The sequence below is a fragment of the Nocardia fusca NBRC 14340 genome (assembly GCF_001618425.1).
Classification (GTDB): domain Bacteria; phylum Actinomycetota; class Actinomycetes; order Mycobacteriales; family Mycobacteriaceae; genus Nocardia; species Nocardia fusca.
Genome location: NZ_BDCU01000038.1, coordinates 1 through 22,253, shown reverse-complemented (window position 1 = coordinate 22,253; position 22,253 = coordinate 1). Strand labels below are relative to the sequence as shown.

Below are 22,253 nucleotides of genomic sequence, written 5' to 3'. Positions count from 1 at the left end.
CGTAATTGCCGACAGATCAGTGAGGATCAGATGAGTCAGGCGGCGATCGAGTTCGACGTACCAGTACCTATGCGCGATGGTGTGGTTCTCAGGGCAGATGTGTACCGGCCATCGGGCGAGGGCCCATGGCCGGTTTTGGTACAGCGCACGCCTTATGACAAGACGTCGCCGATGGCGAGCGTCGTACTCGACACGCTGAAGGCGGTGCGGCGTGGGTATATCGTCGTGCAGCAGGACACACGAGGCCGGTTCGCGTCCGACGGTGACTGGCTGCCGTGGGCTCACGACCATGCCGACGGCTATGACACCATCGAGTGGGCCGCGAACCTACCCGGCAGCAATGGCAAGGTCGGAATGTTCGGTGCCAGCTACACCGGCAACACCCAGTGGTCCGCAGCCGTTACCCAGCCACCCCACCTGAAGGCGATCGCACCGCAGATAACGTGGAGCGAGCCCGAGGACGGCCTCTTTTTCCGCGGTGGCGCGCTGGAGTTCGGAACGAACCTGTGGTGGACGCTGATGCAGGCGATAGCCCACTACCCGAAGATCGCCACCGATCCCGAGGAATTGTCGGCGAAGCTGGGCGGCACCGTCGATGATTACGATCGGATCGCGGAAGCGACCTACTGGGAGCTGCCCTCGGGGGCATCGCCGGCTGTGGCCCGCACAGGCTTACCCGACACCGGACTGGAGCGTGGCCTGCGTGATCCGGCGTCGATCGCCGAGGCCCGCGTCGCCGGCCGGCACGGAGAAGTCCTGGTTCCCTCGCTGAACATCGCCGGCTGGTACGACGCATTCCAGCAGGGCACGATCGACAATTACATCGCCGCACGCGAACAAGGACTCACTGCGCGCTTGATCGTCGGACCGTGGGAACACCGCAGCGGTGCCTCCGTCACGCCTGGGCACCTGGGCACGGTCAACTACGGCCTGGGATCGGTCGCGTTGCCCAGCGGGGACGGGACCATGACCGGGGTACAACTCGACTGGTTCGACCACTTCCTGGCCGGCCATCCGCCCAACGCGAACCATCGGTCCGGCGTGGATATCTTCGTCATGGGTCTCAACCAGTGGCGACATGAGGAGCAATGGCCACTCGCTCGGGCTCGCTCCATCGAGTTCTTCCTCCACTCCGGCGGGGGCCTATACCTGGACACACCGACCGATGAGCAGTCGATCTCAACCTACGTTTACGACCCGGCGGACCCGGTGCCGACCACAGGTGGCGCACTGATCATCTCGAGCGACTTCCCTGCGGGCCCCCGCGACCAGCAGTCGGTCGAGGCACGCGATGACGTGCTGGTATTCACCACCGATCCGCTCACCGAGGATATGGAGATAGCAGGAAGAATCGGTGCGACACTCTTCGCAGCCACCGACGGTCCATCCACCGACTGGGTCGTGCGCCTATGTGACGTCGATGAACAAGGCCGCTCACTCAACATCGTCGATGGGATGACCCGGGTTCGGACCGACAGTGGACGCATCGATCGAATCGACATCGACCTGTGGTCGACCAGCATCGTTATCAAGCGCGGCCATCGGCTGCGAATTCAGGTCACTTCGAGCAACTTCCCACGGTGGGATCGCAACCTTAACACCGGTGAGGACCCGGTTACGGCGACCGAGCCGCGAGTCGCTCATCAGACGATTTACCACGATGCCACACATTCATCGCTAATAGCCCTCCCGATCGTCCCCGCTTGTTAGAGTTTCGTTTGAAAACCGCCAGGTTCGATTGCATGAACTTATGGCCGATCAGTGCGGCTCCATTGTTCTCACCGGCTCGGCTGCTGGGCACAAGGCGAACGCGAACATCGGCCACTATGTCGCAGCCAAGCATGGAGTAATCCGGAAGAGCACCTCAGGGGCGAGGTTGCCCTTCCGGACCGCGCTGGAACGCCGCTTTCAGAACTGTCGCGCCGCGACGTCGGGACGATGCGAGGCGGCAAGTAGCTCTCGCAGGCGGTTGGCCGGAACGGGGGCTCCGGGGTCGGCGAGGTAGTCCACGGCGAACTTGTCCTCGTCGGCAGCATAGATCGGGGTGTACGCACCGGATTCCGGTTCGAACCTCCAGGATTCGGTGAGCGTTCCGGCGTCGACGGTGTCGAAACCGAGCGTGTTCACGATCGTGGAGACCCGCGCCTTCGCCTCGCTGTCGTCCCCGGCGATCGGCAGCGCGGTACGCGGGGAGGAGTTGGCCAGGTTCGGGATGTGGTGGAAGAGGATGTTGTTGAACGCCTTGACGATCACCGCGCCCGGGAGGAGCGACTGCTCGTACTCGGCCGTCGTGCTCTCCAGGGAGTCCAGCTGCTCGATGCGGCCATCGCGATGTGGATAGTAGTTCCCGGTGGAAAGGACCGCCTTCCCGGCGAAGGCGTCGACGGGCAGTTTCGGGTACGCGGCCAGAGGCACGGCCAGAACCGGGATGTCACCGAACTCCGCTGCCGCACGGACCTCGCCGGCCTGGGCCCGGGGGCCGAGCTCGTCGATCAAGTCCGTGAGCGACTCCGGTCCCCGCGAGTTCGCGATGAGGACGTCGTAGTCGGCTGCGACGGCCAGCCGAGCGACTGCCGCTCCGATCGATCCGCTACCGACAATTCCGATGCGCTTCATATGGCTCTCCTTGCTTTTGATGGGTGTTCACGCCCACACGAGGCGTGACTTCTCGGCTACCTGTTGTCGGTGATGCCCCCTGGGCGGGTCGTGCGTGTGGTCGACTCCCACCCGCTTCTAATGAGACCGGCCAGGGCCGCGGCAGACGCGTCGTCAGCCATAGCCGCACCCCGTGCCCAGCTCGTGGCCAGCGCAGCCAGGAAGAGATCCCGGGCCCGGATCTCGCTGCGCGCGCTCCCTTCGCGCTGGGCGGCGTGCAAGAACTCCTCGGTTGTCGTAATGAATCCCTGGCACGTCATGGCCAGCGGAGAAGGGCTCGTCGTCGCCGCCCGCAGCGGCTCCGGCAGCCCGTCGAATGCGCCGGCCCATTCGGTGAGCGCGTCGAGCCAGCCCTCGAGTGCGTCGGCGGCGTTGGCCGACCGGGTGCGGAGTTCATCGCGTCGGGACACGAGCGCCTCGTCGCGCGCGGCGAGTAGCGCGGCGAGCAGCGCTTCCCGGTTCGGAAAGTGCCGGTACAAGGTCCCTGCGCCGACGCCGGCCTGTTTCGCGATCGCGTCGAGCGAACCGTTGACGCCGTGATCGGCGAAATACCGCTCGGCGATAGCGAGGATGTGATCTCGGTTGCGTCGGGCATCGGCCCGCGGGGCACGAGCCCCGCTCGTCGCGATCTCAGACATGGCGGTCACCTCACATTGCTAAACGGAGAGTGTCTCCGTAGACTTTCGATCTAAGAGGAGACTACCTCCTCTTACGTCCTGGCGGGGCCTGGCACCTATCCGGCGCCACCCCGAACCGGCAACCCATTTATCCGAGAGGTAAGACCGTGCCAACCTCACCGGCCGCCAGCATGCGTCACTCCTTCGCCGCCTACCCCACGGGGATGGCACTCATCGCCGCCGAGGTCGACGGCCGGAACGAGGCGATGCTCGCCAACTCCTTCACCAGTGTTTCTCTCGACCCGCCGCTCGTCTCCGTGGCGTTCACCAATACCTCGACCACCTGGCCCCGGCTTCGCCGAGCGCACGAATTGGGTATCACGATCCTCGGCGAGTCCAACGCGACCCTCGTGCCCCAGCTACGCCTCTCGGGCTCTGCCCGGCTCGACGGCATCGCTTTCGATCACGCCACCGCCCAGGCTCGCACCCTGCCCCGTGCGGCAGCCACCTTTGTCGTTCGACCTCACCAGCACATCCCGGCCGGCGACCACGAACTGATTCTCTTCGAAGTCGTCGACCACAGCCGCCATGACGACACGGTCCCGCTGACCTATTTCGACCGCCACGTCGACGTCATTCATAACGGAGAGCAGTAGGCGCATGCCGCAGAAGCAGATCCACCTCGCCGTTGGAACCGGGAACATCCTGGGCGCCAGCCCGTACGCATGGCTGGACCCCGGGGTCGACCCCACCGACTACACCGACATTCACGCCGTCATGCGCTACGCGCAGACCGCCGAACGCGGCAACTTCGATTTCATCTTCCTCGGTGACTTCCTGGCCCAAACTCAGCGCAGCGAGGCCCACTCACCGAACCAGACCCTCGAACCCACCGTCGTGGCCACCGCCATCGCGCTGGCCACCCAGCGAATCGGTGTCGTCAACACGGTCAGCGCCACTTTCAAGGAGCCGTACAACATCGCCCGGGTGCTGAAATCCCTCGATGTCATTTCGGGCGGCCGCATCGGATGGAACGCGGTGACCACCTCATCCCCGCAGGCGGCCGCCAACTTCGGGCGCACAATCGAGGACCGCGACACCCGCTACGCCCGGGCGAACGAAGTCATTCAACTCGTCCAGGCACTCTGGGGCAGCTGGCAAGAAGACGCCTGGATCGGCGACCAGGACGCTCGGCGGTTCAGCGACTTGTCGAAGATCGCACCGGTGAACCTGCAGGGGGACTACGTAGCCTCCCGCGGCCCCCTCGAAATCCCGCCGTCCAAGCAGGGGCAACCGGTCATGGCCCATGCCGGCGCCAGCCCATACAGCCACGCCCTTGCCGGTCGATATGCCGACATCCTTTTCAGCGAGGTCTTCACCATCGACGAAGCCCGCCGTCAGCGGGAGGCGGTGCGCAGCGTCGCCGAATCCGCGGGCCGCAACCCCGATGGCATCAAGTTCTTCCCCGGGGTGATGCCGACGGTCGCGACGACCCACGTGCAAGCGCTGACTCGGCGCGGAACGCTGGTCGAGCCCGACATCGTGCAGCAGGTGCACCATCTCGGCCGGCTTCTCGGCCTGCCGTTGGGCCCTGGTGACCTCGACGGCCCGCTGAGCACAGATCAACTGTCCATTGCGCGCGCGCATCCCGGCGACCCGCGATCAGCCAAGGCGCTCGAGGTCGCCAGGGAAGGGTGGACCGTGCGTGAGGTGCTCCACCATGCCGTCATCGACTACCACCCGTCCCCGATCGGCTCCCCTGAGGTCGTTGCCGACCACATCCAGGAGTGGTTCGAGGCCAGCGCCGCTGACGGTTTCCTCGTCATACCCGGCGTCCTCGCCGAAGGCCTGAACTCCTTCGTCGATGGAGTCATCCCCATCCTGCAACAGCGGGGCCTGTTCCGCACCGAGTACGAGGGCGAGACGCTACGCGAGAACCTGGACGTTGACCGTCAGTACGGCCTTCATCGTCGACCGCGTCCTCGCTGACCACGACCCCGCCTATCCAACCCACACTCAGCGCGCAGTCGACAGTGACAAACAGCTCGGGTCTGCGCACGGAAAGCGAACATGATGGACAGACAGATGATCATTGGCATGCATCTGGGTAACGGGTACGGCAACCTGCCCGGCGCCTGGCGTGCCCCGGCAGTCGATCCCACGAGCTATACGAGCTTCGACGCGAAAGTTCGGCATGCCCAGGCGGCTGAACGTGGAAAGCTCCAGTTCCTGTTCCTCCCCGACGGACCCAGTCACGTCGGCGACATCGAGAACGAGCCGCCCAACTTCAATCTCGACGTCATGGTGACGTTGGCAGCTGTTGCCCGCGAGACGAGCCGGATCGGCCTCGTCGCCACCGGCTCGACCACCTTCAACGAGCCGTTCAACCTCGCGCGACAGTTCAAGGCACTCGATGTCATGAGTCATGGACGGACCGGTTGGAACGCCGTCACGTCCAGCGGTGAGGACGTTGCGGCCAATTACGGCAAACGCCTCCCGTCCAGCACCGAGCGCTACGGGAGAGCGCATGAGACGGTCCAGTTGGTGCAGGCTCTCTGGGGCAGCTGGGGAGAGACCGCATGGGTGCACGACAAGGTGACGGGCCGCTTCGCGGACGCCGAGAAAATCACCCCGATCAATTTGGGCGGCGAGTTCGTCGCCTCGCGCGGGCCGCTGCACATTCCCCCCTCCGAACAGGGGCAACCCGTCGTCTTCCACGCCGGAGGCAGTGCGAATGCCCTCGAGTTCGCCAGCCGCTGGGCCAGCGCAGTCATCGGAGCGGCTTTCACGATCGACGATGCGCGTGCGCAACGTGCCGCGTTCCGTAAAGCCGCCGAACGCGCCGGGCGGAACCCAGACGAAATCATGTTCTTCGCCGGCCTGATGACGACGATCGCAAGCGATAGGCGGGAAGGTCTTGATCGCCGCATCACGTTGAGCGGCCGAACATTCCCTCAGCGTGCGTCCTATCTCGGACGGATGCTCGGCCTGCCGCTTGATCCTGCACGGCTCGACCAGCCACTATCGCCGGAGCAGTTGTCCGCGGCGCGGCCATCACCGGGCGACCCGCGCTCGGTCCACGCACTGAAGATCGCGCGTGAAGGCTGGACCGTCCGCGACGTTCTCGCGCACGGTGTTATCGACTACCACCCCGTCATCGTCGGACCGGCCGCCGAAGCCGCCGACCACATGCAGGAATGGTTCGAGGCAGACGCTGTCGACGGCTTCTGGGTCTCGCCGGACATATACGAGGACGGGGTTGACGCCTTTGTCGATGGCGTCGTGCCGATCCTCCAAGAGCGCGGGCTGTTCCACCGCGAATATGACGGCGCTACCCTGCGCGCACATCTGGGCGCCCCAACCCAATACGGAGTCGATCCGCGCGTCACGCGGTGACTGCAAGCACGATCACCTCGGTCGCTCCCTCATGCGAGGGAGGTCAGCGCGCGCGAGCACCAACTGGCGTGGGAAGCGGTCCCGGTGTCGGTGTTCGCGGTCGACGCGCGGGCGAGGAATACGGCGGGATCTACCGGCGCGAATCAGACCACGACCGATAAACCGGTTTGAGTGTCTGTGGACGGTCACCGGCAGCTCCCGTAACGCCGACTCACGGCAGTGCTACCGCAAGTTCAGTCGTCGTCATCGTCGTCCTGGTTGCGGTCGGCGGCGGCCTCGGCGCGGTCGGCGAAGCCCGACGTGGCCGGCGAGGCCGGGTCCCGTTCGGCTGCGGCGCCGATCCGGTCGGCCGATTCTCGATCAATCCATTCCAGCTACCCATGAGCGAACTGGGTGAGCAGCGGCACGCTCATCTCATCGAACTGCTGGCGGGCTGCCCAGGCATGGCGGTGCTCGCGGAGCTGGTGAGCGGGTTCGCCCGCATCGTTACCGAACACCGCGGCCGTGACCTCGACGACTGGATGAGCAGCGCCCGGGCCGCATCCTCCTGGTCTGAAACCCGCCGGCCACCATCGAAAGTGGGCCAGAGCCGTTGATTAGACACTCTCGTTCCTCGCTTTCATCGATCGGTGGTGTGTGATGGCGGTGTGGCCTGCAGCCGGCTGGTGATGGCTTGGCCGAGGGAACGGGTGGTGGCGTTGCCGCCCATATCGGGGGTTAGTTCGCCTGTGCCCTGGGCGAGGACGTTTTCGACGGCGGTCATGATGGTGGCGGCGGCTTCGGGTTCGCCGAGGTGGTCGAGCATCATTGCCGCGCTCCAGATCTGGCCGATCGGGTTGGCGATGCCTTTGCCGGCGATGTCGGGGGCCGAGCCGTGGACGGGTTCGAACAGGCTGGGGTAACGGCGTTCAGGGTTGATGTTGCCGCTGGGGGCGATGCCGATGGTGCCGGTGCAGGCGGGGCCGAGGTCGGAGAGGATGTCGCCGAAGAGGTTGCTGGCGACGACGACGTCGAACCAGTCGGGATGCAGTACGAAATTCGCGGTGAGGATGTCGATGTGGTACTTGTCCACCGCCACATCGGGATACCGCTGGGCAACCTCGGCGACGCGTTCGTCCCAGTACGGCATGGTGATGGAGATGCCGTTGCTCTTGGTGGCCGAGGTCAGGTGCTTGCGCGGACGTGACTGGGCCAGGGTGAAGGCGTAGTCCAGGATCCGGTCCACACCCACGCGGGTCATCACCGTTTCCTGGATGACGGTTTCGCGGTCGGTGCCTTCGAAGATCTTGCCGCCGATGCTGGAGTATTCGCCCTCGGTGTTCTCACGTACCACGTAGAAGTCGACGTCACCGGGGACGCGTTCGGCCAGCGGGCTGGGGATACCGGGTAGGAGTTTGACCGGGCGCAGGCTGACATACTGGTCGAAGTGGCGGCGGAACTGCAGCAGGCTGCCCCAGAGTGAGATGTGATCGGGCACGACCTCGGGCCAGCCGACGGCGCCGAAGAAGATGGCGTCGAAGCGGTTGAGCTGGTCGAACCAGCCGTCGGGGAGCATGGCGCCGGTGCGGGTGTAGTAGTCGGCGCTGGCGTAGTCGAACTGCTCGTAGTCGAGAGTGAAATCGAAGGCTTTCGCGGCGGCTTCGAGGACGCGCAGCCCTTCGGGGACGACTTCGGTGCCGATGCCGTCACCGGGGATGACGGCGATGCGGTGGGTGGAGCCCATGAGGCAAACACTCCTTTGTGCAGGCGTGGGGTAGCTACCGGGCGGCGATTTCGCTGTGCCCGGGACGGTTTCGGTTGAGCTGGGTGCGGTCGACTCCTACGCGGGTCCGCGCGCGGGGTCCTGTTCGCGTTGTTCGAGTTCGCGGATGGCGGCGGCAGTGAGGCTTTCGGTGATATGGCGGCGCATGAGGTCGCCCGCGGCGGGGCCGTCGCCGGCGAGGACGAGATCGAACATCTGGTGGTGTTCGTTGAGATCCCGGGTGCGGGGTTCATCGCCCGGGGGTAGTTCCAGGCCCATACGGCGATAGCGGTCCGACTTGTCCCACACGTCGTCGAGTAGACGGATCAGCACGTCGTTGTGGGAGGCGAGGTAGAGCGCGCGGTGGAAGTCGCGGTGGGCGACCAGGCCTTCCTCACCCCACTGCCGGGTCACCGGGACCAGCCTTTTCAGCGCCGCGCGCATATCGAAGATGTCTTGTTCGGTGCGCCTGGCCGCGGCCAGTTCGGCGGCAGTCGGGTCCAGTGACAGGCGGACCTCGAATAGCTGCTGGGCTTCTTGCGCGTTCATCGGAGCGACCCGGACGTCGCGATGGGACTCGACCGCTACCAGCCCTTCGCTGCTGAGGCGCCGGATGGCCTCGCGCAGTGGGGTGATGCTCATGCTGAGGCGCTCGGCCAGTTCGTACTGGGGTAGCCGGGAGCCGGCGGCGAGTTCACCGCTGAGGATCAGCCGCCGGATCTCGGCGTAGGCCACGTCGCCCTTGCTGGAAAAGACGTTCGTCACGCCGGTCGACGTCATGCGCCCTCCTTCACCTGATCCGATTTCTGTCCGCCGACACAAGAAGCCCTTGTGTTCGGCGCCACTCGCAGTTTAGCATCACACTTGCATCTTATAAGACTTACATCTTATAAGTTATGCGGGCCCGGGATTGCCGTCCCCGGCTCTTCACCGAATGCCGCGAGGTCGTCGCGTTCACCGGCTGTCGACAGGAGAAACCGATGAAGATCATTTCTGTGCACGAGGGCGTTGTTCCGATCAGCTCGTCGATCCGCAATGCCTGGATCGACTTCAGCAGCATGGACTGCTCGATCGTGGCGATTGTCAGCGATGTCGTGCGTGACGGTGAGCCGGTGGTCGGGTACGGCTTCAACTCCAACGGCCGCTACAGCGCCGGGGAGATCCTGCGCCGCCGGATGATTCCACGGCTGCTCGACGCCGACCCCGAGGCCCTGCTCGACGAGGCCGGAGAGCTGGATCCGGCGCGGGCGTGGAAGCTGATGATGACCAACGAGAAGCCCGGCGGCCACGGCGAGCGTTCGGTGGCGGTCGGCGTTCTGGATATGGCGTTGTTCGACCTGGCATCCAAGATCGCCGGCAAGCCCTTGTACCGGTACCTTTCCGACAAGTACGGCGACGGACAGCCCGACGACTCGGTCTTCGTCTACGCCGCGGGCGGCTACTACGCGCCGGGCAAGACGCTGTCCGACCTGCAGGACGAGATGCGCGGGTTCCTCGACCTCGGCTACACCGTGGTCAAGATGAAGATCGGCGGCGCGGATCTGGCCGAGGACCTGCGCCGCATCGAGGCGGTACTCGAAGTCCTCGACGGTGACGGCTCGCGGCTGGCCGTCGACGTCAACGGCCGCTTCGATCTGCCGACCGCGTTGGAGTACGGCAAAGCCATCGAGCCCTACGGCCTGTTCTGGTACGAAGAGGTCGGCGACCCGCTGGACTACCGGCTCAACGCCGTACTGTCCGAGCACTACTCCGGCCGCATCGCCACCGGTGAAAACCTGTTCTCGCTGCAGGACGCCCGGAACCTGATCCGCTACGGCGGTATGCGCCCCGACCGCGACATCATCCAGGTCGACCCTGCCCTGAGCTACGGCCTCACCGAGTACCTGCGGGTGCAGCAGATGCTCGCCCAGCACGGCTGGTCCGCACGTCAGTGCATCCCCCACGGCGGACACCAGTTCTCCCTGCACATCGCCGCGGCCCTCAAGCTCGGCGGCAACGAGTCCTACCCCGGTGAGTTCCAGCCGACCGGCGGTTTCGCCGACGGCGCCGTGGTGGAGAACAGCCGGGTCGGGTTGACCGAGACCCCCGGTATCGGATTCGAAGGTAAGGCCGCCTTCTACGAAGTGCTCCGGGCCCTGCATCACTGATCCCGGACCGCGGGTCGGGGCCGATGAGGGGCCGCTACCTGCTCCGATGTGCAAAGGAGCACATGATGACCACTACTGTTACGTCACCGGATCCCACCCGGCCGCGCCGCTCACGGCTGGTCCGGCTGCTATCCGAACTCTGGTTCCAAGTCCTGCTGGGGGCGGTCCTCGGTATCGCGGTCGGCCTGTTGTGGCCCGACGTCGGCGTCGCGGTGAGCCCGCTCAACGACTGGTTCATCGCGATCGTCAAGATGATCGTGGTCCCGGTCGTGTTCTGTGTCGTCACCACCAGCATCGCCTCGATGGACAGCCTGCGCAAAGCCGGCCGGATCGGGGCCAAGGCGCTGGGCTACTTCATCGTCCTGTCGCTGGTGTCGATGTTGATCGGGCTGGTCGTTGCCAACATCTTCAAACCGGGTGCGGGCATGAAGATCAACCTGGACGAACTCGACGCCGAGTCCATCCCGGGCCACGACCAGCATGCGCCCGGTGTGGTCGAGTTCATCGACAACATCATCCCCAGTTCGCTGTTCGGGGCGATCACCGGCAACGAGATCCTCGCCGCGCTGATGGTGTCCATCGTGCTCGGCTGTGCGCTCAACGTCACAGGGGAGAAGGCTGCACCGATCACCTCCGGCATCGCGGCCCTGTCGGCCGTAGTGTTCAAGATCGTGGCCTGGGTCATGCGCCTGGCACCGTTCGGAACCTTCGGCGCCCTGGCCATGGTGGTGTCGAAGTACGGTGCCGAGAGCCTGCAGCAGCTGGGATACCTGATCCTGCTGTTCACCGGCACCTGCATCGTCTACGTCGTGGTGATCCTCGGCGCGATCTCGCGGGCGTGTGGCCTGGGCTTGATCTCGCTGATGCGCTACCTCAAAGACGAGCTCCTGGTGGCGTTGAGCACCTGCTCCAGCGAGGCGGTGCTGCCCGCGCTGGTCCGCAAGCTCGAGGAACTCGGTGTCGGCAAACCCGTCGTCGGCATCGTCATCCCGTCGGGATTCTCGTTCAACCTCGACGGCTCGGCGGTCTACCTGACAATGGCCTCGCTGTTTCTCGCGCAGGCTGTCGGCATCGACCTGACCTGGCAGCAGCAGCTGGTCATGGTCGGGGTGATGATGCTGACCAGTAAAGGCACGGCCGGAATCGCCGGCGGCGCCTTCATCGTTCTGGCCAGCACGGTCACCGCGGTCGGACACATCCCCCTGGCCGCGCTGGCGCTGATCGTCGGGATCGACCGCATCCTCAACGAAGGCCGGGTGTTCATCAACGTACTCGGCAACGCCCTCGCCGCCATCGTCATCGGCAAGTGGGAAAACGACTTCGATACCGGCAAAGCACGCGCCGTGCTCGCCGGGAAGCGTGCACAGCCGGTGGCCGATGCCGATACGCAACCGGTAGGCGACAAACAATCGGTGGGCTGAATCGCCCTTCATAAAGAGTCCGGGGCGGGGGCGCCGACCCGCCCCGGACTCGCGTCCCTCAGTGAAAGGAATCCAATGGCAACGGTGTTGGTGACCACCGACTACCTAGCGCCTGGTGACGAGGTGGACCAGCTGCTGCACCGCCACGGTCATACTGTGCGTTATTCCCCGGCCACCGGCCCCCGCAGCCACGACGAAGCCCTGGGGCTGTTCGATGGGGTGGACGCCGCGATCATCGCCAGCGAACCAGTCACTGCCGATATGCTCGACCACGCACCGTCGTTGAAGGTCATCGCCCGCAGCGGCGTCGGCTACGAATCGGTCGACCTCGCCGCAGCGGCCCGCCACGGCATCCGCGTCTGCAACACCCCCGGCGTCAACCACGACGCCGTCGCCGAAATGACCATGGCCCTGATCTTGATGACTGCCCGGCAACTCCCCGCCGTGCTCGCTGGTGTCCATGCCGGAGGCTGGCCCCGCCACGCCGGCCGGGAACTGCGCGGCGCCCGCCTCGGCATCGTCGGCTACGGCCCCAGCGGGCGCGCCGTAGCCCGCCTCGCCCACGCCTTCGGCATGACGGTAACAGTCGCTACGGCCCACCCGGACCCGGCCGACACCCATATCGAATACCTCGACCTGGACACAGTCTGCGCTACCGCCGACTACCTCAGCCTGCACTGCCGCGCCGACCGGAGCACTCACCACCTGATCGACCGCGCCCGCCTGAAAACAATGAAACCCACCGCCGTGCTGATCAACACCGCCCGCGGCAGCCTCGTCGACGAAGACGCCCTCGCCCACGCCCTGACCACCGGCGAAATCGCCGGAGCCGCACTCGATGTCCTCGCCCACGAACCACTGCCCGCGCACAGCCCGCTGCGCGACCTCGACAACGTGATCATCACCTCGCACCTGGCCGGACAGACCGCCGAAGCCCGCTTGAGCGCGGGTCTGTCGGCCGCGCACGCCGCTATCGACGTCCTTGCCGGCCGCGAACCTGCCCACCCCGTCGACCGCCCGGAACGGTGAACAAATGACCGCACAACACACCACACGCCGAGTCGAGGCCACTATCGCCCGCTCCTGGTTACTGGTGAACGTCGCCGAGCCCGGCGCTGTCGACCGCGCCGTAGATTGCGACGCCGATCAGATCGTGCTCGATCTCGAAGACGCGGTCGACCCCACCCGCAAATCCGCCGCGCGCGCCGAGGTTGCGCACTGGCTGGAACACAACTCGGCCGTGGTGCGGATCAACGACCGCACCACCACCTTCTGGTCCGAAGACCTCCACCGGCTCCGTGGGCTACCCGGCCTGTCCGGCGTGATGCTGGCCAAAACCGAATCCGCCGACCAGATCACCGAAACCTATGACCGCCTCGGCGCCACCACCCCCGTGCTGGCCCTCGTCGAATCCGCCCTCGGGATCGAGGAAGCACCCTACATTGCCAGGGCCCGCGGCGTGTTCCGTCTCGCATTCGGCAGCGGAGACTACCGACGCGACACCGGAACGAGCGCCGAAGACCTCGCCATGGACTACCCACGCTCACGCCTGGTTACCGCCAGCCGCATAGGCAACCTCCCCGGCCCCATCGACGGACCGACCGGCGACGACGACCCACCGTCCTGCACGATAAGACCCGGCACGCGGCCGAGCTCGGCCTCACCGGAAAACTCTGCCTACCTCATAACAAGGTCGCCATCGTCAACGACGCCCTGAGCCCCACTCCCGACGAAGCCATCTGGGCCCGCGGCTTCCTCACCGACTTCGAAACCCGCGGCCGCGTCATCCGCGACGGTAGCGACCTGCCCCGCCTCGGTCGCGCCCAGCGAATCGCCCACCTCGCCGCTGCCTACAGGGTCCTCTCCGCATAACCACACCCCACGGCACCTCCGGTTTCTATCGGCTCCATCGGCGGGTAGCTACTCCTGCTCATCGCAGGCGAGTCGCGTTCACCGAAGGGCGGCGATTCCGTGGGAGCCGGGGGCATGGTGGACGGTCGCACCGGCGACGTCACCCTCCCTCGCGGACAGTACCCCTACGCTGGGTTCGGAAGCGGCCCCGAATTCGGGTGCGGCCCCGGCATCATCGCGCTTCACCTCGTCTACGCCCAGACGGGCTCGACGCGCTCACCGCTGCACGCGTACCGTGCAGTCCGCTCAATGACATCGCCGGTGCGGTCGGCTTGGCGGAACGTCTCGGACTCGACCCGGTGGTCACGATCGACGGCCCGCGCGCGCAGTCGAGCAGCATCCCAACTTGCACCGAAGTCCCGCGCATCTCCGCACCGACATCACTGCCATTGACCGAGGACTCGCCGGTCGGCAATAACGCTTCTCTTCACCTGATGGTGATGCCGCTCTTCACCCCGATGGTGATGCCGCGATTCGGACGGCCACGAATCCAAGGTGGCATCGCGCGGCCCAGGTTCCCCGGTGGGGCATCGATCACAGCTGCGGTCCTCGGGCTGGTTTCCGCCGGTACGACGCATGGCGTGGCGAGAGGAGTCGGCGGGCACCGTTTTCCTGCTTCCCAGCGGGATGGCCAAGCTCGGCCGGCTGACTCCACCGGAGCGCTCTAAACCCGTGCCGGGGGCCTATCTGTCCCGGTCCTTGGAAGGCAAGATTGCCTCGAGCGAAGTCTGCTACGGGCGTGTGGATCCGGGAATGTCGGTGGTGCCTGCACTGTTGTGAATCGTGTGCAAATCGTAGAAAAATCGTAGAAAGCGGGGGAAACCCCGAAGATGCCCAGGTCAACGGTGGTATAGGTTGGATCGGTCATGTATTCGGCCGTAGGCGGGGATGAATCATGGCCTGCCGACAACCGTCCTCGGCTATCGGCTGGTGTAGCTGATCGAGTTCCGAGACTCGGCCATACATCGAAGGTATGCCGGGTAAGTGAGCCTGCGATTCCTCCCTCCCGGTTGGTATACAGATCTCTGTCCTTCTACTTGACGCGCAGCACATGTCGCCTAGTGAGCGCGTGGGCGTAGTGGTCGATTCCCCCTCCGGACACCTTTTCGGTCCCCTGACCTGCGATTATGTTCAGGCTCCATAACTACCTTCATGGCATATCTGCAGGTCAGGTTGGTGGGCGGGGGTTCATGTCCTCTCCGGACACTTTTCCGTGGCATTTCTGCCCTGGAACCGTGTCGTTGCACTGGTATCTACACCACTTGCCACCATCACCGAAGTGGTCTTCGCTGTCGCGCACTTCACGGGCGAGCCCGCCCAGTGGCCGCCAAGCTCCCCGATCACCGGAGTCTGGCCGGGCCCGGCGCGGCGAGAGCAGGAAATTTGGGCTGGGTTGTTTCCCGCGTGAGTCGCGATGAGTTTCGACATCAAGACGTCAGTTGCTGGATCGCGAAATGTCCCTCATGCCAGACCAGAGGAGACGCCCTGTGTTCTCCGTCGGGATACCGTCGCCGCTGTGTGTTGTGTCCTTGATGACCGCGCAGGCTATCGCAGCGGGCCCCATCCCCACCTCATCGGCTCCTGAGAGAAGAACGGGCACAAAGGCGTACTCGGTCTCACGCGACGGGCAAGATATCCCGCCAAGCCCCTACTACGCACCGGACATCTTCTCGGTTTTGATGCCGTTGCGGTGATGCGCATGTCGTGAGCGGCCCAACGGGTGCGGATTACGGACGCCGCGATTCGCGACTGTTCGAGCTGAAGCTTCCAATGCGCTGACCGTGTTGTTCACTCGATTCCCAGGAATGAGACTCGTCGGCCCGGAGCGGCTGGTCCGATTGGCCGGCATCGCGATCCTCGGGCACCAGGGACTGCGAGTTCGCCTGGGGGAGGAGGGCCCCTACCTATCTGAGGTCACGCTGCATCCTTCCGTCGGCCTGTGGACCCGAATCGGTGCCCGAAATCAGTCACATTGATCCGCAACGTTCGGTGGCTCACTGACGATTGGATTGGCATGCAACCAGATTCGGTAGTGTCGGCAGCGTCTTCGGGTCCCGGGCTCGGCTCGTTCACTGTTGTCGATGTCGAGACCTCGGGGCTGAGCGCCGCCGATCACCGGGTGTTGTCGGTCGCTGCGCTTGCCTTGGACGGTGACGGCGTCGTTGTCAGGGAGTTTCATACGCTTGTCGATCCGGGGTGTGATCCCGGTCCGGTCCACATCCACGGTCTGACGCGTGAACTCTTGAGTGGGGCCCCACGGTTCGAGAACATCGAGGCCGAGCTGACTCAGTTGTTGGCTGGCCGGGTCATGGTCGCGCACAATGCGGGTTTCGACTATGGCTTCCTCGCGGGCGAGTTCGGCAGGATCGGAGCGAGCCTGCCTGTCGGTAACCGGTTGTGCACCTTGGCGCTCGCTCGTCGCGTCGCGCCTCCGGTGCCGGATTGTCGATTGGCCACGCTCGCGACCTACTACGGCATCCGGCAGCAGCGCGCGCATGACGCACTCGACGACGCGCGGGTTCTCGCGGCGGTACTACGGTCCTTGGTCACGGATGCCGCTCATCTCGGTATCGCGCTACCGATGCTGACCTGCCCGCCCGACCGTCCTGGTGCAAGGAGGCGCTCGGCGTGGCCGAGCACCCCGCCGAAGACCATCTGCGAGTTCGAGTATCCCGGTCGCTTCACCGACGGTGGTGTGCTGGTTCAGGGTATGAAGGTCGCCTTCACCGGCGACACGCGCGTCGATCGTGCGCAGCTGATATCCCGAGCCGTAGCGGCGGGGCTGGATGTGACCCGGGCCGTCAGCGGACGCACGAGCGCCCTGGTGACCAACACGCAGGAATCGCTCACCGGCAAAGCGCGCGCCGCGCGTGCTCACGAGACACCCATCATGACCGAACAAACATTTCTGATGCTTCTCGAACGAATCCAGCCGGGAACTCCCAAGAATATGTCCTCGCAGCCCGGAGAGATAGGAAGCGGTCCGCGTGCACGAATGGAGACTGCCGGGCTGTTGGCCGGGCGACGAGTTCTGGTACTCGGCGGTCCGCACGATGCTGCTGTCGGCGCACGGAACAGGATCACCGATCTCGGCGGCTCCGTGGCGGTCAATATGTCGGCGAGTGTCTCCGACGTTCTCGCGCTGGAGGGTGCGCAGAACGACCCGCGACTGGGCCGAGCGGTAGCCCGGGGCCTTCCGGTCCACGGAACCGAACTGTTGGACAGTGCCAGCCCAGCCTCCCCGCGTGGAGCGGATGCCCGGGAGATCGTGGAACCACACATCATGTGTCGTGGTCAGGTGATGGATCTGCCCATCGAGGCAATAGGCACGGAGTGGTCTGTGCGTGTGTCGTGGACGCAGGATGAATCGTATGAAGTCGACGTCGTGGGGTTTCTTCTCGACAGCGGCGAAAAAGTACGCCACGACCCCGATTTTGTCTTCTACAACCAGCCGACAGGTGACGGCGCCTGGCTGACCGCCGACGGACCCAGCGAACAAACCGTCGAACTCTCCGTCGAACAGCTTCCGCAACAGTGCGCACGGGTCGTAGTCGCTGCAGCGATCGACGGCGACAGTATCACTTTCGGGACGGTGGGTGCGATCGAGATCGAGGTCACCGCGGGCAGCGAATCAGGCGTTTTCGCACGTGCCACGCTGGACGCCGCGACTGAGGAACGCGCTCTGATACTCGTGGAGGTGTATCGGCGCGGCGAAGCCTGGCGACTGCGGGTGGTCGGCCAAGGCTACCCGTCCGGACTCGCCGAGCTCGCCCGGTCGTATGGAGTCGATGTGTGTGGGGAGTAATCGTCGACGGCCCGCGTGGATGGCATCCAGGAGATCACCGGATACACCGAGTCCAGCGGTCGTTCTGCCACTCGGCCATTTCGTCGATCATCTTGTTGTTGATAGTGAAAATCGTCTGTTTGGACACCGCGGCGCCATACATGTCGTCGATGTCCTCCGTTATGTAGTTGAGGCGCAATGGTGTTGGAGGGTGGGATGGTAGAACAGCTCGACGTAGACAATGCCGAGGAGGGCATCGGCAGGACCGTCGACGGTATCGGCAAGGCGGCGCGAGCCGCTTCATCGCAGTTCGCCGGGCGGGTCAGCAACGTCAAGGACGCTGCGAGAGGCAGGGTCGAGAAGCTGACTGTGAAAGGGCCGGACCCCTACGAAGTGGCCGTAGCGGAATACAACAGCGTCTTCACGGCGATGGCCGACAGGGGCCAGTCTCTGTTGCGTCAGCGCGAACGTTCGACGGACCTGATCGAGCTGGTCGAGCAGTTGGTGAACAGCATCGCGAACACCCCGAAATCATTCGATACCGACTTCGACGAGATCGAGGCACATCGGAAACGGTTTTTGAATGCGGAGGATTTCGCTCGGAAAGAGCTGGAAGCAGCACGGTTGTCGGCTGCCGGCGCCGGCGCCGGGTTCGCGGCGGGTACCGCGGTAGCGGGCCTGGCACCGTCGGCGGCGATGTGGGTCGCCACCACCTTCGGGACAGCGTCGACCGGCAGCGCGATCTCGACTCTTTCCGGGGCGGCAGCCAGCCAGGCAGCACTGGCGTGGCTCGGTGGCGGCGCGCTGGCTGTCGGCGGCGGCGGCACTGCGGCAGGCACCACACTGCTCGCGCTTGCCGGCCCGATCGGCTGGACAATCGCGGGCGCAACCCTACTCGCGTCGATCGCCCTGTTCGCGAAGAAGAAGTTCGAGAATCGAGAGGCGAAGCACGAAGCGCTGACTGCGATAAAGCACAACACCGCCCTCGTCGAAGGCATGGATGCTCAGATCGACGACCTTCTCCAGCGGACGACCTTGCTCCGCGAAGGGATGGTGAAGAGTTACGGCGAAGCCTTGGTGTACTTCCGCGCCGATTTCCACGCGCTCGCCCCTGCCGAGCGGTCGGCGCTCGCTACGTTGGTGAACAACACGAAGTCGTGCGCGACCATGCTGGGCATGCGCGTCGAACAGGATGCCGCTGGTGAGTGACGCTGCCGAGCTCGTCACGAGCACCCATGAGCAGGCAGTTGCTTCCTGGGTGAGCTATCTCAACCAGCTCCGCATAGACAACCTTTTGAGCGCGCTCAGCCAGCAGGACGAACACCTTCGGGACGCGCTCACCAGTGTCGATGAAGCCGTCAGGAAGATCGACCTCGAGGTGGTCGCCGCCAACCGCGGCGGACAGCATGGCATGCACGGCTTCATCGCCGAGATCGCCGAGGTCGGGATCGGCAACGCCCGAAAGCAGATCCTCGGCCACGAGGCCGACTACCAGTGGGTCAACGACAACGGACCCGTCGACCTGATGCGCGGAAGTGTCGAGATCCAGCAGAAGTTCGTCGCAGCGGGTGGCCGCTTCTCACTGGGCGCGATCACCGGGCACCTCCAGAAGTATCCCGAATACGTGCGCAACGGCGGTAAATACCAGATCCCCCGTGACCACTTCGAGATGATCCAACGGCTACATGCCCTGTCGCCCGAGGAAGCGAGCAAGCTACTGTCACGCAGCGGCGACGGACCTTCCCTCAGAGAATGGCAGCGGGTCCAGGCGTTCTTCCAAGACAGATCGGTCGGCTTCGAATCGCTCGAACCCTCGACGCTCGAATACAACGAAGTGCAGCGCGACGCCTACACCTCGACCATGGCGGCCGAAAAGGACCTGCTTCGCGCCACGGACCGGTCTCTGCGCGACGATGCCTACCAGCGCAGCCGGCCGACGCTGCGAGGAGGAGGCACGGCGGCATTCACCGCCGCCGCGACCGCGGGCGGGACAGCGTTCGTACTGGCCGTGGTCGCCAAACGTCGAGAAGGAAAGCGGCTCAATGAGTTCAGCAGGCACGAATGGATCGACCTCGCAGGCGAGACCGGCTCAGGTTTCGGCAAGGGCGGCGTCCGAGGACTGAGCATCTACGCGCTCACGAATTTCACCGCGACCTCCGCAGCCGTCGCCAGCTCGATCGTCACCACATCCTTCGGCATCGCAGAACAAGCGAACAAGCTGCGCCGGGGTGAGATCGACGAACTCGAGTTCATCGAGAACTCCGAGATCATCGCCTTGGAGGCCGCAGTACGCGCGCTGTCCTCTTTCGTCGGCCAGGCGACCATCCCCATCCCGATCCTCGGCGCTGTCATCGGCACCACGGTCGGCACTGTGATGTACAAGGCCGTCGCATCGTCGTTGACGAAGCGAGAAGCGGCGCTGATCGAGCGTTATCTCGACGAGCAGCGCACGCTCGACGAGCAACTCGCCGCGGAGTACCAGGCCACACTGGAAAAGCTGGACCAGAGCATGTCGGACTATCTCGGGCTGCTCGAACGAGCCTTCTCACCTGACGTGCAGGTCGCACTCGTCGGATCGGTAGAGCTAGCGGTGGAACTCGGCGTGGCTTCGGACGAAATCCTGGATTCCGACGAGAAAGTCGACGCCTACTTCCTCGATTAGCGAGAGGAAGGCCACAGCCGACGCGGCAACCTATTCAGTTGGATCTTGGTCGATCAGCCAGTTACGACAAGCTCGCCACCCCTTCTGGATCCTCCCCAAAACACTCACCGAGCTTATTGGTCGTAGGCGTGCCAAGGTCTCAGTGACCCTCACCGGAGGTAGGACAGTAGGCGTTTGTGCAGCGTGAAGGAGCCGAAAGCGTCGGAATGCCACCGCGGGAGGCTGTCGAAGCTCCAGATATTTTCGCGGGGTACGCCGAATGCGGAAACCGGTTGGCGGTGGGCTGGGCGGGTGGGAGGCTACGTTCTGTGATACTCCTCGTGCCAGCCGACGTGATACACGCGTCCCGTGTCGATGAGCATTTCGCCGCTGAGGCGGATGCCGCCCGCGCTGCGGGTATGGATGTGGCTTTGGTCGACCATGATGCGCTGGCCTGTCCGGACGATGCGGACGAAGCTGTTCGCCGCGTTCGAGCACGAGGTGAGGCGGTTTACCGCGGCTGGATGTTGCGCAGCGACCAGTACGCGGCATTCGATCAAGCATTGCGACGTCGAAACGTCACGCTGCGAACCAGCGCCGAGCAGTACCGGCACGCCCATGAGCTCCCTCGCTGGTACCGCGAGCTCTCCGACCTGACACCTCGGTCGGCATGGACCACCGGGAACGATCGCACCGCATTCGACCGTGCGCTGGGAGAACTGAGATCCGGTCCTGCCGTGCTCCGTGACTACACCAAGTCGATGAAGCATTACTGGCACGAGGCGGCGTTCATTCCCGAGGTGGACGACGCAGACGGTGCTTGGCGTGTGGCGAACAGATTCCAAGAGCTCCGCGGAGAAGACATGACCGACGGATTCGTTGTCCGCCGATTCGAGAACTTCCTCTCGTCCGAGGTTCGTACCTGGTGGGTCGATGGCAGGTGTCAGTTGATCGGACCGCACCCCGACACCCCGGAGGACATGCCCGCTACTGAACTCGATCCGATCGTGGTCGGGCATGCCATCGCTGGTCTTGGTCTCCCGTTCGTAACAGCTGACTTCGCTCTACGTGCTGATGGAGTATGGCGGTTGGTAGAACTCGGCGATGGGCAGGTCAGCGACCGACCGAAGTCGATACGACCAGAGGCGTTGATCACTGTCTTTCACAACGGCTTCCGTGGTTGATCACCTGTACGACGGAGCTGGAAACATCGTCTACACCCGCCGACCGGATGGCTGGTACGACAACGACGACATCCGCCGATTCGACCTGGTGATGCGCTCGGTCGGTAGCCCCGGCGCGCAGTGACCCATAACACCGATGATTCAGACCTGCGGGCATGCGCTAGGCGGCCGCACATGATTGTGGCGACGCTCGGTCGCCGGCAGTCGCCAACCTTGTCTATCTGGGGTACACCCCAGATAGACGGACTCCCGGCTGCTTCTTCGGCCGGGAGTGTCTGAGCTGGGTATGAGGGAGGCGGCCCTTACTGGCCGGGGTCTTTGCGCATGTGGTCGGGAATGCCGGGGGCGTCGGGGTCGTACTCGGTTCCGGCAAGGTCATCGGAAAACTTCCCCCCGACCGCGGCGGGGCCGGGGCAGGCTTTGGAGCGAACGTTTTTGTCCCAGTCCTCGAACTGAGCTATGGCGGCGTCTCGTTCCTCCTCGCTCAGCGGTCGCCCGCCGGACGCGATCACTTCTTCCCTGCTCCGGAATATCTTTCCGGCGATGCGTTCGGCCATTTGCGATACCTCCTATTGCTCGACCATACGGATCACGGTCCGTCCGGTCACTGGATCGGTGAAGCGCTGCACCACCTCGAACGGGGTGCCGGACTGGAACAGTACTTCCAGTTCCTCCGGGCTCTTGGACAGGCCGGAGACGTCCTTGCCTGTTTTGGGAATGATCTGCATCTCGACGTTGCTCACGCCCTTGAAGGGG

At 64.7% G+C, this 22,253-nt stretch carries 18 protein-coding genes and 4 pseudogenes; 16 read left to right on the top strand and 6 right to left on the bottom strand.

Annotated elements, in window-relative coordinates; all coding sequences use genetic code 11:
• Positions 1–30 precede the first annotated feature (30 nt).
• Entirely contained in the window at positions 31–1,710 is a 1,680-nt protein-coding gene (locus tag NF4_RS24205; protein WP_063129673.1) for a CocE/NonD family hydrolase, read from the top strand.
• 52 nt (positions 1,711–1,762) lie between these two features.
• Positions 1,763–1,852: pseudogene (locus NF4_RS39435) on the top strand (SDR family mycofactocin-dependent oxidoreductase); the annotation flags it as partial.
• Positions 1,853–1,908: 56 nt separating this feature from the next.
• On the opposite strand, the gene NF4_RS24200 reads toward NF4_RS39435, so the two are convergent.
• Positions 1,909–2,637 carry an NADPH-dependent F420 reductase gene (locus NF4_RS24200; RefSeq protein WP_269749654.1) on the bottom strand — a complete coding sequence of 243 codons (729 nt, stop codon included), beginning with the start codon at positions 2,635–2,637 and terminating at the stop codon, positions 1,909–1,911.
• Between the two features lie 35 nt (positions 2,638–2,672).
• On the bottom strand, positions 2,673–3,293 hold the full coding sequence (locus NF4_RS24195; protein ID WP_063129804.1) for a TetR/AcrR family transcriptional regulator: 621 nt from the start codon (positions 3,291–3,293) through the stop codon (positions 2,673–2,675).
• A gap of 203 nt (positions 3,294–3,496) precedes the next feature.
• Between NF4_RS24195 and NF4_RS24190 the strand changes: the two genes are divergently transcribed.
• From NF4_RS24190 to NF4_RS24175, 4 genes are all read left to right on the top strand, one after another.
• Positions 3,497–3,928, top strand: coding sequence for a flavin reductase family protein (locus NF4_RS24190; RefSeq protein ID WP_198165451.1), 432 nt, complete (start codon positions 3,497–3,499; stop codon positions 3,926–3,928).
• A 4-nt stretch (positions 3,929–3,932) separates the two neighbouring features.
• The gene (locus tag NF4_RS24185; protein ID WP_063129670.1) at positions 3,933–5,261 is read left to right on the top strand and encodes an NtaA/DmoA family FMN-dependent monooxygenase; all 1,329 of its coding nucleotides are present in this window, start codon (positions 3,933–3,935) and stop codon (positions 5,259–5,261) included.
• Between the two features lie 81 nt (positions 5,262–5,342).
• Positions 5,343–6,668 (top strand): NtaA/DmoA family FMN-dependent monooxygenase, encoded by a 1,326-nt coding sequence (locus NF4_RS24180; RefSeq protein WP_063129669.1) that lies wholly within the window; start codon positions 5,343–5,345, stop codon positions 6,666–6,668.
• Positions 6,669–7,048: 380 nt separating this feature from the next.
• Positions 7,049–7,264 carry a hypothetical protein gene (locus NF4_RS24175; protein ID WP_063129668.1) on the top strand — a complete coding sequence of 72 codons (216 nt, stop codon included), beginning with the start codon at positions 7,049–7,051 and terminating at the stop codon, positions 7,262–7,264.
• A gap of 23 nt (positions 7,265–7,287) precedes the next feature.
• Here NF4_RS24175 and NF4_RS24170 read toward each other — a convergent pair whose 3' ends face one another.
• Positions 7,288–8,391 (bottom strand): tartrate dehydrogenase, encoded by a 1,104-nt coding sequence (locus NF4_RS24170; protein WP_063129667.1) that lies wholly within the window; start codon positions 8,389–8,391, stop codon positions 7,288–7,290.
• 96 nt (positions 8,392–8,487) lie between these two features.
• A complete protein-coding gene (locus tag NF4_RS24165) occupies positions 8,488–9,189 on the bottom strand; it encodes a GntR family transcriptional regulator (RefSeq protein ID WP_063129666.1) in 702 nt (233 codons plus the stop codon).
• Positions 9,190–9,389: 200 nt separating this feature from the next.
• On the opposite strand from NF4_RS24165, the gene NF4_RS24160 reads away from it, so the two are divergent.
• The 10 genes and pseudogenes from NF4_RS24160 to NF4_RS39840 all read left to right on the top strand — a co-directional run bounded on the left by NF4_RS24160 (position 9,390) and on the right by NF4_RS39840 (position 21,621).
• Positions 9,390–10,556 carry a mandelate racemase/muconate lactonizing enzyme family protein gene (locus tag NF4_RS24160; RefSeq protein WP_063129803.1) on the top strand — a complete coding sequence of 389 codons (1,167 nt, stop codon included), beginning with the start codon at positions 9,390–9,392 and terminating at the stop codon, positions 10,554–10,556.
• Positions 10,557–10,621: 65 nt separating this feature from the next.
• The gene (locus NF4_RS24155) at positions 10,622–11,977 is read left to right on the top strand and encodes a cation:dicarboxylate symporter family transporter (protein WP_063814691.1); all 1,356 of its coding nucleotides are present in this window, start codon (positions 10,622–10,624) and stop codon (positions 11,975–11,977) included.
• A gap of 75 nt (positions 11,978–12,052) precedes the next feature.
• A complete protein-coding gene (locus tag NF4_RS24150; RefSeq protein WP_063129665.1) occupies positions 12,053–13,006 on the top strand; it encodes a phosphoglycerate dehydrogenase in 954 nt (317 codons plus the stop codon).
• Between the two features lie 4 nt (positions 13,007–13,010).
• Positions 13,011–13,849 (top strand): annotated as a pseudogene (locus tag NF4_RS24145) (HpcH/HpaI aldolase/citrate lyase family protein).
• Positions 13,850–14,097: 248 nt separating this feature from the next.
• Positions 14,098–14,212: pseudogene (locus NF4_RS39430) on the top strand (CoA transferase); the annotation flags it as partial.
• A 1,690-nt stretch (positions 14,213–15,902) separates the two neighbouring features.
• Positions 15,903–17,693, top strand: coding sequence for a TerD family protein (locus NF4_RS24140; RefSeq protein WP_063129664.1), 1,791 nt, complete (start codon positions 15,903–15,905; stop codon positions 17,691–17,693).
• A gap of 195 nt (positions 17,694–17,888) precedes the next feature.
• Entirely contained in the window at positions 17,889–18,881 is a 993-nt protein-coding gene (locus NF4_RS24135; protein WP_063129802.1) for a hypothetical protein, read from the top strand.
• Complete coding sequence (locus NF4_RS24130; protein WP_232330629.1) at positions 18,865–20,334, top strand: hypothetical protein; 1,470 nt, start codon at positions 18,865–18,867, stop codon at positions 20,332–20,334. Before NF4_RS24135 ends, NF4_RS24130 begins: the two co-directional genes overlap by 17 nt.
• A gap of 320 nt (positions 20,335–20,654) precedes the next feature.
• Entirely contained in the window at positions 20,655–21,497 is an 843-nt protein-coding gene (locus NF4_RS24125) for an ATP-grasp domain-containing protein (RefSeq protein ID WP_232330628.1), read from the top strand.
• A complete protein-coding gene (locus NF4_RS39840) occupies positions 21,490–21,621 on the top strand; it encodes a hypothetical protein (protein WP_269749651.1) in 132 nt (43 codons plus the stop codon). The genes NF4_RS24125 and NF4_RS39840 overlap by 8 nt, the downstream gene beginning before the upstream one ends.
• A 178-nt stretch (positions 21,622–21,799) precedes the next feature.
• Here NF4_RS39840 and NF4_RS24120 read toward each other — a convergent pair whose 3' ends face one another.
• On the bottom strand, positions 21,800–22,054 hold the full coding sequence (locus NF4_RS24120) for a hypothetical protein (protein WP_063129662.1): 255 nt from the start codon (positions 22,052–22,054) through the stop codon (positions 21,800–21,802).
• Positions 22,055–22,066: 12 nt separating this feature from the next.
• Positions 22,067–22,253 (bottom strand): annotated as a pseudogene (locus tag NF4_RS24115) (ADP-ribosyltransferase); the annotation flags it as partial.

Excerpts from the sequence above, each read along its gene's own strand:
- NF4_RS24150 (WP_063129665.1), top strand. The coding sequence starts at position 12,053 with ATGGCAACGGTGTTGGTGACCACCGACTACCTAGCGCCTGGTGACGAG.
- NF4_RS24180 (WP_063129669.1), top strand. The coding sequence starts at position 5,343 with ATGATGGACAGACAGATGATCATTGGCATGCATCTGGGTAACGGGTAC.
- NF4_RS24185 (WP_063129670.1), top strand. The coding sequence starts at position 3,933 with ATGCCGCAGAAGCAGATCCACCTCGCCGTTGGAACCGGGAACATCCTG.
- NF4_RS24165 (WP_063129666.1), bottom strand. The coding sequence starts at position 9,189 with ATGACGTCGACCGGCGTGACGAACGTCTTTTCCAGCAAGGGCGACGTG.
- NF4_RS24120 (WP_063129662.1), bottom strand. The coding sequence starts at position 22,054 with ATGGCCGAACGCATCGCCGGAAAGATATTCCGGAGCAGGGAAGAAGTG.
- NF4_RS24190 (WP_198165451.1), top strand. The coding sequence starts at position 3,497 with ATGGCACTCATCGCCGCCGAGGTCGACGGCCGGAACGAGGCGATGCTC.
- NF4_RS24135 (WP_063129802.1), top strand. The coding sequence starts at position 17,889 with ATGGTAGAACAGCTCGACGTAGACAATGCCGAGGAGGGCATCGGCAGG.
- NF4_RS24155 (WP_063814691.1), top strand. The coding sequence starts at position 10,622 with ATGACCACTACTGTTACGTCACCGGATCCCACCCGGCCGCGCCGCTCA.
- NF4_RS24195 (WP_063129804.1), bottom strand. The coding sequence starts at position 3,293 with ATGTCTGAGATCGCGACGAGCGGGGCTCGTGCCCCGCGGGCCGATGCC.
- NF4_RS24130 (WP_232330629.1), top strand. The coding sequence starts at position 18,865 with ATGCCGCTGGTGAGTGACGCTGCCGAGCTCGTCACGAGCACCCATGAG.
- NF4_RS24160 (WP_063129803.1), top strand. The coding sequence starts at position 9,390 with ATGAAGATCATTTCTGTGCACGAGGGCGTTGTTCCGATCAGCTCGTCG.
- NF4_RS24175 (WP_063129668.1), top strand. The coding sequence starts at position 7,049 with ATGAGCGAACTGGGTGAGCAGCGGCACGCTCATCTCATCGAACTGCTG.
- NF4_RS24205 (WP_063129673.1), top strand. The coding sequence starts at position 31 with ATGAGTCAGGCGGCGATCGAGTTCGACGTACCAGTACCTATGCGCGAT.
- NF4_RS24140 (WP_063129664.1), top strand. The coding sequence starts at position 15,903 with ATGCAACCAGATTCGGTAGTGTCGGCAGCGTCTTCGGGTCCCGGGCTC.
- NF4_RS24170 (WP_063129667.1), bottom strand. The coding sequence starts at position 8,391 with ATGGGCTCCACCCACCGCATCGCCGTCATCCCCGGTGACGGCATCGGC.